Here is a 9,076-nt window from a genome sequence, read left to right as displayed (position 1 = left end):
CGCGCTCGCGATCACCACGTCGCCGGATGGTGGCGACCCGCTTCGCCCGGCTGCGCCGCGCTCGCGATCACCACGTCGCCGGATGGTGGCGACCCGCTTCGCCCGGCTGCGCCGCGCTCGCGATCACCACGTCACATCGGGGCGTTCGCGGGCTGGAACATCCCGGAACCGTCGGCCTCCTCCTCGGCCCTGATGACGTGCACCACCGCGTTGATCAGCGCCAGGTGGGTGAACGCCTGCGGGAAGTTGCCCAGCTGTCGGCCGGTGCGCGGCTCGATCTCCTCGGCGTAGAGGTGCAGCGGGCTGGCGTAGGAGAGCAGCCGCTCACACAAGCGTTTGGCGCGCCGCACCTCCCCGATCTCGACCAGGGCCGACACCAACCAGAACGAGCAGATCGTGAAGGTGCCCTCCTCGCCGGAGAGCCCGTCGTCGGTCTCCTCGACCCGATACCGCAGCACCAGGCCTTCCTGGGTGAGTTCGTCGGCGATCGCCAGGACGGTGTTGCGCACCCGCGGGTCATCGGGCGGCAGAAACCGCGTCAGCACCACCAGCAGCAGCGAGGCGTCCAGCGCGTCGCTGCCGTAGCGCTGGGTGAACACCCCGCGGGAGTCCACGCCGTGCTTCAAGATGTCGGCCTTGATCTCCTCGGCGATCGCCCGCCACTGCTGGGCGTAGCTCGTCTCGCCCTGCCGCTCGGCCAGCTTGGCTCCGCGGTCGAGCGCCACCCAGCACATCACCTTCGACGACGTGAAGTGCTGCGGTTCCCCGCGCACCTCCCAGATACCACGGTCCGGCTCGCGCCAGTGCGTGATCGCCTCCTCCACCTGCTTCTTGAGCACCGGCCACAGCGTCTCCGGGACTTGCTCGCGCGACTTGGCGTGCAGGTAGAAGGAATCCAGGATGGAGCCCCAGATGTCGTGCTGGATCTGGTCGTAGGCGCCGTTGCCGATTCGCACTGGGCGAGCATGGTCATAGCCGGACAGGTGATGCAGTTCCTCTTCGACGAGGCTGCGTTCGCCGCCAACGCCGTACATGACCTGCAGCGGGTGGCGCTCGTTGTGGTTGGCGCCGGAGACATCGGCGATGAAGGCGAAGAAATCGTCGGCCTCGCGGTCCAGGCCCAGCGTGTACAGACCCCATAGCGCGAAGGTCGAGTCGCGCACCCACGCGTAGCGATAATCCCAATTGCGTTCGCCCTGCGGCGTTTCCGGCAGCGACGTGGTGCTGGCCGCCAGCAGCGCGCCGGTGGGCGAGTACGTGAGGCCCTTCAAAGTCAGCGCGCTGCGCTGTAGGTACGCCCGCCACGGGTGGTCGGGGAAGTTACCGATGTTGATCCACTGCCGCCAACACTCGGTGGTCTGCCACATCTTGTCGGCGGCCTCCTGGTAGGTCTGCGGCGCCGGGTGCTTGGTCCAACTCAGCGCGACGAACACGTCGTCGCCTTCTTTCATCCGGGTGCGCGCGCGGGCCTCGCGGCCCTCCAGCCCGATGCGCAGATTGCTGGTGAGCCGCAGCGTCGGGTGCGCGTCGGGGTCCTTGGTGGCGCGGGCGACTGCCTCGCCGTACGCGTTGGCCGAGTACTCCCAGCAGGCGCCGACGCGGTGGTAGTCGAACGCCGGCTCGCAGCTCATCATCAATTCGACGGTGCCGCTGACGCAGCGCACGGTGCGCAGCAAAATGTGCTCGGCATCCCAGTCCATCGGCGTGCGGCGATGCGTCCGCGACCGCCGCTCGAGATCGTGCCAGGGGCCCATCACCAGCGCGTCGCGCACGATCAGCCACCCCGTGTGGGTCTGCCAGGTGGTCTCCATGATGAGGCTGCCGGGCAGGTACCGGCGGGCCGAGGGCACCGAGACGCCGTAGGGGCCCAGCCGGAAGTGGCCGGCGCTGCGGTCCAGGATCGCGCCGAACACGCTGGGGGAGTCCGGCCGGGGCACGCACAGCCATTCCACCGACCCGGCCGGGGAGATCAGGCAGGTGGTCTCCCAGTCCGACAGGAACGCATAGTCGGCGATGGGCGGAAATGGGTTGCGCAGGGCGGCGCTGGGGGCGAGCGGCCCGGCCGTGCGGAGGTCGATGGACGAGGACATCGACGCCGCGGAGGCGGCCTGAAACGCATCGTCCGGCATGGGTTCGACCGGTGGGGCGGGCTGGTCTTCGGGTTGGGCGTGCAGCACCATCTGGACATCATCGCTGTTCAGCGAGCTCTCGTCCAACGTTTCGCGGAGGTGGTGTGCCGCGCACCGATCCGGGACACATTGGTCTTCGGCGGCCGGGCCGAATAGGGTGAGGCCCGTGGACGCGTTCCTCAATTGGTGGGACGGCAACGAGCTCTGGCTTTCGGGGCTGCCCTTTGTGGTGCAGGCCATGGTGGTGATGCCGATCGTGCTGGCCGTCGCCTACGGCACGGCGGCGGTGTTGGACGCCCTGCTCGGCAGGGGGATCGAACTGGAGCGCCGCGCCCGCCACGCCGACGGCACGCCCGAGTAAAGTCCATGCCTCGATCGCACGTGACGCTGATTCTCGGCATCCTGGTGGCGCTGGTGCTCGTCACGTGGTTGGTGACCCACCTGATGCACCACTAGGTCCGTTTGCTCAGTCACCGCCGCGGTGGCGGCAAACTCAATTCCTGTTAGGCTTCCGGCCATGCGCGGCGCATTTGGCATTCGGGAGTGCTATTCCTTCGTGCACTCTTGTCGCTGACTCCCAAACCCGTGCGCGGTCTGGTGTGGAGTTTTTCGCATTCTCCTGACGTTCTAGTTGCCTATCCGCAGAAACGGGACCAATCCCATACGATCCCCGTCGGAAGGCCCTCAATGGAGATCAGGACCGCGTCGCCCTGGCGGCCCGTCCTCGCCCTTGCTCTGATCGCCTGCCTCATCGCCGGATGCCACGGTGGCGCCAGCGACGCTGTCGGTGGCGGTGGGCTGTCCAACGCGCGCAGCACCATCACCCTGGTCGCCTACTCGGTCCCAGAACCGGGGTGGAGCAAGATAATTCCGGCGTTCAACGCCTCCGATGAGGGCAAGGGCGTGCAAGTGGTCACCTCCTATGGGGCCTCCGGTGACCAGTCCCGCGGCGTGGTCGACGGCAAGCCGGCCGACGTGGTGAACTTCTCCGTCGAACCCGACATCGCCCGACTGGTCAAGGCCGGCAAGGTGTCCAAGGAATGGAATGCCGACGCCACCAAGGGAATTCCGTTCGGCTCGGTCGTCACGCTGGTGGTGCGCAAGGGAAATCCGAAGCACATCAAGGATTGGGATGATCTGTTGCGGCCAGGCGTGGAGGTCATCACACCCAGCCCGCTGAGTTCCGGATCGGCCAAGTGGAATCTGCTCGCCCCGTACGCCGTCAAGAGTGAAGGCGGTGCCCACGGCGACGCGGGGGTTGATTTCATCAAGAAACTGGTGACCGAACACGTGAAGCTGCGCCCCGGGTCGGGGCGGGAAGCCACCGATGTCTTCGTCCAGGGCAGCGGTGACGTACTGATCAGCTACGAGAACGAGGCCATCGCCACCGAGAGGGCGGGTAAGCCGGTCGAACACATCAACCCGCCGCAGACCTTCAGGATCGACAATCCGGTGGCCGTGGTCAACACCAGTCCGCACCTGGACGCCGCTGTCGCCTTCAAGAATTTCCAATACACGGCGGCGGCCCAAAAGGTGTGGGCGCAAGCCGGTTTCCGCCCGGTCGATCCCGCCGTCGCCGCCGACTTCCGCGACCAGTACCCGGTGCCGGCCAAGCTGTGGACCATCGCCGAGCTGGGCGGGTGGGCCACGGCGGATCCGCAGCTGTTCGACAAGAAGGCCGGCAGCATCACCAAGATCTACACGGAAGCCACCGGATGACGGCCATCGTCCCGGACCCGCCGGCAATCCGGCCCGAGCTCGGCGGCGACCAGCTACCGGCGCCGCTTGCCGGGCGTGCCCGCGGATCCACCGCCCTTCGGGTCGGAGCGGCCACGATATGGCTGTCGGTGATCGTGTTGCTGCCGCTGGCGGCGATCGCCTGGCAGGCCGCGGGCGGCGGCTGGCAGGCCTTTTGGCTTGCGGTCTCCTCGAATGCCGCGCTCGAGTCGTTCCGGGTGACCCTGACGATCTCGGCCGGGGTGACCGTGCTCAATCTGGTCTTCGGTCTGGTGATCGCGTGGGTGTTGGTGCGTGACGACTTTCCGGGCAAGCGCCTCGTCGACGCGATCATCGATCTGCCGTTCGCGCTGCCCACCATCGTCGCCAGCCTGGTGATGCTCGCGCTGTACGGCAACAACAGCCCGGTCGGTCTGCACCTGCAGCACACGTCGTGGGGTGTGGCGGTGGCGCTCGCCTTCGTCACGCTGCCGTTCGTGGTGCGCGCGGTGCAGCCTGTGCTGCTGGAAGTGGATCGCGAAACCGAGGAGGCCGCCGCGTCGCTGGGTGCCAACGGACCCAAGATCTTCACTTCCGTGGTGTTGCCGTCGCTGCTGCCCGCGTTGTTGTCCGGTGCGGGCCTGGCATTCTCCCGGGCGATCGGCGAGTTCGGATCCGTGGTGCTCATCGGTGGTGCGGTGCCGGGCAAGACCGAGGTGTCGTCGCAGTGGATCCGGACGTTGATCGAGAACGACGACCGCACCGGCGCCGCCGCGATCTCGATTGTGCTGTTGGTCATTTCGTTTATCGTGCTGGTCATCCTGCGGGTCGTGGGCGGCCGGGCGGCCAAGCGAGAGGAGCTGTCCGGATGACATCGTCTGCGGGGGTGCGCTACTGGTTGCGGTTCATCGCGCTCGGCTACATCTTCGTGCTGCTGGCGGTGCCGGTGACGTTGATCCTGTGGCGAGCCTTTCAACCCGGCCTCGGCCAGTTCTACGCCTGGGTGAGCACCCCGGCCGCCATCTCGGCGCTGAATCTGACGTTGCTGGTGGTGGCTATCGTGGTGCCATTGAACGTGGTCTTCGGTATTCCCACGGCATTGGTGCTCGCGCGCAACAGGTTTCGCGGCAAGGGTGTGTTGCAGGCCATCATCGACCTGCCGTTCGCGGTCTCGCCGGTCATCGTGGGCGTCGCACTGATCGTGCTGTGGGGCTCGGCCGGTGCGCTCGGGTTCGTCGAGCACGACCTCGGGTTCAAGATCATCTTCGGGCTGCCGGGCATCGTGCTCGCCAGCATCTTCGTCACCCTGCCATTCGTGGTGCGCGAGGTGGAGCCCGTGCTGCACGAGCTGGGCACCGACCAGGAAGAGGCGGCGGCCACCCTGGGTTCGGGCTGGTGGCAGACGTTCTGGCGGATCACCCTGCCGTCCATCCGGTGGGGTCTGACCTACGGCATCGTGTTGACCATCGCACGTACGCTGGGCGAATACGGTGCCGTGCTGATGGTGTCGTCGAACTTGCCGGGGAAGTCGCAGACGCTGACGTTGCTTGTCTCTGACCGATACAACCGCGGTGCGGAATACGGTGCCTACGCGCTGTCCACGCTGCTGATGGGAGTCGCCGTGCTGGTGCTGGTTTTCCAGGTGGTGCTCGACGCGCACCGGGCACGAGCGGCCAGGCAGGCATGACGAGGGGAATGACCGTGACAAATGCCGGCACCGACCGCGACGACATCGCCATCATCGTGCGTGACGCCAACAAACGCTATGGGGATTTCGTCGCCCTGGACCATGTGGACTTCGTGGTGCCCACGGGCTCGCTGACGGCCTTGCTGGGGCCCAGCGGTTCGGGCAAATCGACCCTGCTGCGCACCATCGCCGGCCTCGACCAGCCGGACACCGGAAGCGTCACGATCTACGGTCGTGACGTGACCCGGGTGCCACCGCAAGGCCGAGGCATCGGGTTCGTGTTTCAGCACTATGCGGCCTTCAAGCACTTGACGGTCCGCGACAACGTGGCCTACGGGCTCAAGGTCCGCAAGCGACCCAAGGCCGAGATCAAGGCCAAAGTCGACAATCTGCTGGAAGTGGTGGGACTGAGCGGGTTTCATGCTCGCTACCCCAATCAACTGTCCGGGGGTCAGCGACAGCGCATGGCGTTGGCGCGGGCGCTGGCCGTCGATCCGCAGGTGCTCCTGCTCGACGAGCCGTTCGGCGCGCTGGACGCCAAGGTGCGTGAGGATCTGCGGGCGTGGTTGCGGCGCCTGCATGACGAGGTACACGTGACCACGGTGCTGGTCACCCACGACCAGGCCGAGGCATTGGACGTCGCCGACCGTATCGCGGTGCTGAACCACGGCCGCATCGAACAGATCGGATCCCCGACCGACGTCTACGACACCCCGACGAACGCGTTCGTGATGTCGTTCCTCGGCGCGGTGTCCACCCTGAACGGAATCCTGGTGCGGCCGCACGACATTCGGGTGGGCCGCAACCCCGACATGGCGATCGCCGGCGGGGACGGCACGGCCGATTCCGTCGGGGTGGTGCGCGCCGTCGTCGACCGGGTGGTGACGCTGGGTTTCGAGGTGCGGATCGAGCTGACCAGCGCCGCCACCGGCGGCTTCTTCACCGCTCAGATCACCCGCGGCGACGCCGAGGCACTCGCGCTGCGCGAGGGCGACACCGTGTATGTGCGCGCCACCCGGGTTCCACCGATAGCCTTCGATACCACGGCCGTCGGCAGCCGTGCGGACTTGGCCGACGAGGATGAGAACACGCTGACGTCGGCGTGACGGCCGGGATTCTTCGCGCGTGTGCCGCTACGACGCGTGCAACCCGCATTCGGTCTTGGCCCTGCCCTGCCAGCGTCCGCTGCGCGGATCGGCGCCCGCGAGCGGCTTGGCGGTGCAGGGGGCGCAGCCGATGGACGAATAGCCTTCGTAGATAAGCGGATTGACCAGCACGCCGTGCTCGTCGATGTAGTTCTGCACGTCCTCGTCGGTCCAGGTCGCCATCGGGTTGATCTTCACCAGCTTGAAGCCTTCGTCGAAACCGACCACCGGGGCGTTGGCGCGCGCGGCGGTCTCGCCCCGGCGCAGCCCGGTCACCCACGCGGAGTATCCGCGCAGCGTTTTGCCCAGCGGCTCGACCTTGCGCAGCCGGCAGCACTCACCCGGATCCCGCGCAAACAGGTCCTTGCCCAGCACCCTGTCCTGCTCGGCGACGCTGCGCTCGGGCGTGACATTGAGCACCCGGATGTCATACACGGACTCGATCGCGTCCCGCGTGCCGATGGTCTCGACGAAGTGATAGCCGGTGTCCAGGAACACCACCGGCACGCCCGGACGCACCTTCGCCGCCAGGTCGATCAACACCGCCTCCTGCATGCTGGAGGCCACCACATAGTTGCAGGTGGCCCAGCCGCGCGGACCGTTGATGCCGCCGAATGTCTGGTCGGTCCAACGCAACACCTCGGTGGCGTCGGCGCCTTCCAGCTCGACCGCCGCACGCGCGGCAAGTGCGCGCAGTTCGGCTTCTGGAAGTCTCGTTGTTCGTTCGCTCATCGCAAATCGTCCTCGTCTGCCCTCATAGCCCACTGTGCGAAACGTTCGCCCTCGCCGCGATATTTCAGGAAGTTGCGTGTGATGCGCTCGATATAGTCGCCGAGTTCGTCGCTGGTGACCTTGTGCTGGCGCAGTTTTCGACCGAAGCCGCTATCCAGGCCCAAACTGCCGCCCAGGTGCACCTGAAATCCCTCGACCGAGCCGCCGGTTCCGTCGTCGACCATCTGGCCTTTGAACCCGATGTCGGCGACCTGAATTCGGGCGCACGAATTGGGGCAGCCGTTGATGTTGACGGTGATCGGCACGTCCAGCTGCCCGTTGATGTCGGAGAGGCGGCTTTCCAGGTCGGGTACCAAAGATTGTGCCTTGACCCGAGTTTCGGCGAATGACAACTTGCAGAATTCAATTCCCGTGCACGCCATCAGGTTCCGGCGCCAGCGCGACGGCCGTGATTGCAGGCCGAGCGCTTCCAGGCCGGTGATCAGCTCGTCGAGTTGGTCGTCGGGCACGTCGAGCACGATGAGCTTCTGGTAGGGGGTGAGCCGGATCCGGTCCGAGCCGGCCCGTTCGGCGAGGTCGGCCACCGCGGTGAGGATGGTGCCAGAGACTCGTCCCGCGATGGAGGCGACGCCGACGGCGTTGAGGCCGTTCTTGAGTCGCTGCACGCCGACGTGGTCGATCGGATGCTTCAGCGGCGCGGGAGCCGGGCCGTCGATCAGCGGACGCTTGAGGTACTCCTGTTCGAGAACCTCCCTGAACTTTTCGATGCCCCAGTCCTTGATGAGGAACTTCAGCCGCGCCTTGGATCGCAGCCGTCGGTAGCCGTAGTCACGGAAGATCGAGGTCACCGCGTGCCACACCTCGGGCACCTCGTCCAACGGCACCCAGGCGCCCACCCGCTGGCCCAGCATCGGGTTCGTCGAGAGCCCGCCGCCGACCCACAGGTCCAGCCCGGGTCCGTGCTCGGGGTGGTTCACGCCGATGAACGCGATGTCGTTGACCTCGTGCACCACATCCTGCAGCCCCGAGATCGCGGTCTTGTACTTGCGCGGCAGGTCGGCGAAGTCGGGCTGACCGATGTAGCGGCGGACGATCTCGTCGATCGCCCAGGTGGGATCGAGCACCTCGTCGAGCGACTCGCCTGCCAGCGGCGAGCCAAGAATCACCCGGGGGCAGTCACCGCACGCCTCGGCGGTCTGCAGTCCGACCTCGGCCAGCCGCCGCCAGATCTCGGGGACCTGCTCCACCTCGATCCAGTGGTACTGCACATTCTCGCGGTCGGTGATGTCGGCGGTGTCGCGGGCGAATTCGGTGGAAATCTGACCCACCGTGCGCAGCGCGGCCGCCGACAGCCCACCGCCGTCGCACCGCACCCGCATCATGAAGTACTTGGCTTCCAGCAGCTCCGCGTTGTCGTCGCCGGTGAACGTGCCGTCGTAGCCCTGTTCGCGCTGGGTGTAGAGCCCCCACCAGCGGAAACGTCCACGCAGATCGCTCTTGTCGATGCTGTCGAAGCCGTTTTTCGCGTAGACGGTCTCGATGCGCTCCCGCACGTCGAGCGGGGCGCCCGCGCGCTTCATTTCTTCGTTGGGGTTCAGCGGCTCACGATTTCCCAGTGCCCATTGGCCCTCGTTACGGGGCTTCGCGGAGCGGGCGGTGGTCATCGT

The 9,076-nt window shown here is 66.7% G+C and carries 7 protein-coding genes and 2 pseudogenes; 5 read left to right on the top strand and 4 right to left on the bottom strand.

Features of this window, described 5'->3' with window-relative positions:
- Nucleotides 1–29: 29 nt before the first annotated feature.
- Nucleotides 30–130: pseudogene (locus OQ789_RS25985) on the bottom strand (hypothetical protein); the annotation flags it as partial.
- Nucleotide 131: 1 nt separating this feature from the next.
- Nucleotides 132–2,180 (bottom strand): glycoside hydrolase family 15 protein, encoded by a 2,049-nt coding sequence (locus OQ789_RS11045; protein WP_324685687.1) that lies wholly within the window; start codon nucleotides 2,178–2,180, stop codon nucleotides 132–134.
- 115 nt (nucleotides 2,181–2,295) lie between these two features.
- Here OQ789_RS11045 and OQ789_RS11040 point away from each other — a divergent pair, with 115 nt between their 5' ends.
- From OQ789_RS11040 to OQ789_RS11020, 5 genes and pseudogenes are all read left to right on the top strand, one after another.
- On the top strand, nucleotides 2,296–2,490 hold the full coding sequence (locus OQ789_RS11040) for a hypothetical protein (protein WP_420716091.1): 195 nt from the start codon (nucleotides 2,296–2,298) through the stop codon (nucleotides 2,488–2,490).
- A 326-nt stretch (nucleotides 2,491–2,816) separates the two neighbouring features.
- Entirely contained in the window at nucleotides 2,817–3,848 is a 1,032-nt protein-coding gene (locus OQ789_RS11035; protein WP_324685685.1) for a sulfate ABC transporter substrate-binding protein, read from the top strand.
- A 66-nt stretch (nucleotides 3,849–3,914) separates the two neighbouring features.
- Nucleotides 3,915–4,717: pseudogene (gene cysT, locus OQ789_RS11030) on the top strand (sulfate ABC transporter permease subunit CysT).
- Nucleotides 4,714–5,532 (top strand): sulfate ABC transporter permease subunit CysW, encoded by an 819-nt coding sequence (cysW, locus tag OQ789_RS11025; protein ID WP_324685682.1) that lies wholly within the window; start codon nucleotides 4,714–4,716, stop codon nucleotides 5,530–5,532. The pseudogene cysT and the gene cysW overlap by 4 nt, the downstream one beginning before the upstream one ends.
- Nucleotides 5,533–5,540: 8 nt before the next feature.
- Entirely contained in the window at nucleotides 5,541–6,638 is a 1,098-nt protein-coding gene (locus OQ789_RS11020) for a sulfate/molybdate ABC transporter ATP-binding protein (RefSeq protein WP_324685681.1), read from the top strand.
- Nucleotides 6,639–6,665: 27 nt separating this feature from the next.
- Here OQ789_RS11020 and OQ789_RS11015 read toward each other — a convergent pair whose 3' ends face one another.
- Nucleotides 6,666–7,409 carry a phosphoadenylyl-sulfate reductase gene (locus OQ789_RS11015; RefSeq protein WP_324685679.1) on the bottom strand — a complete coding sequence of 248 codons (744 nt, stop codon included), beginning with the start codon at nucleotides 7,407–7,409 and terminating at the stop codon, nucleotides 6,666–6,668.
- Nucleotides 7,406–9,073 (bottom strand): nitrite/sulfite reductase, encoded by a 1,668-nt coding sequence (locus tag OQ789_RS11010; protein WP_324685678.1) that lies wholly within the window; start codon nucleotides 9,071–9,073, stop codon nucleotides 7,406–7,408. The genes OQ789_RS11015 and OQ789_RS11010 overlap by 4 nt, the downstream gene beginning before the upstream one ends.
- Between the last annotated feature and the right edge of the window lie 3 nt (nucleotides 9,074–9,076).

Source organism: Mycobacterium sp. 94-17 (assembly GCF_035617725.1).
In the GTDB taxonomy this organism is placed as follows: Bacteria; Actinomycetota; Actinomycetes; order Mycobacteriales; family Mycobacteriaceae; genus Mycobacterium.
This window is presented reverse-complemented; position numbering and strand designations above follow the sequence as displayed.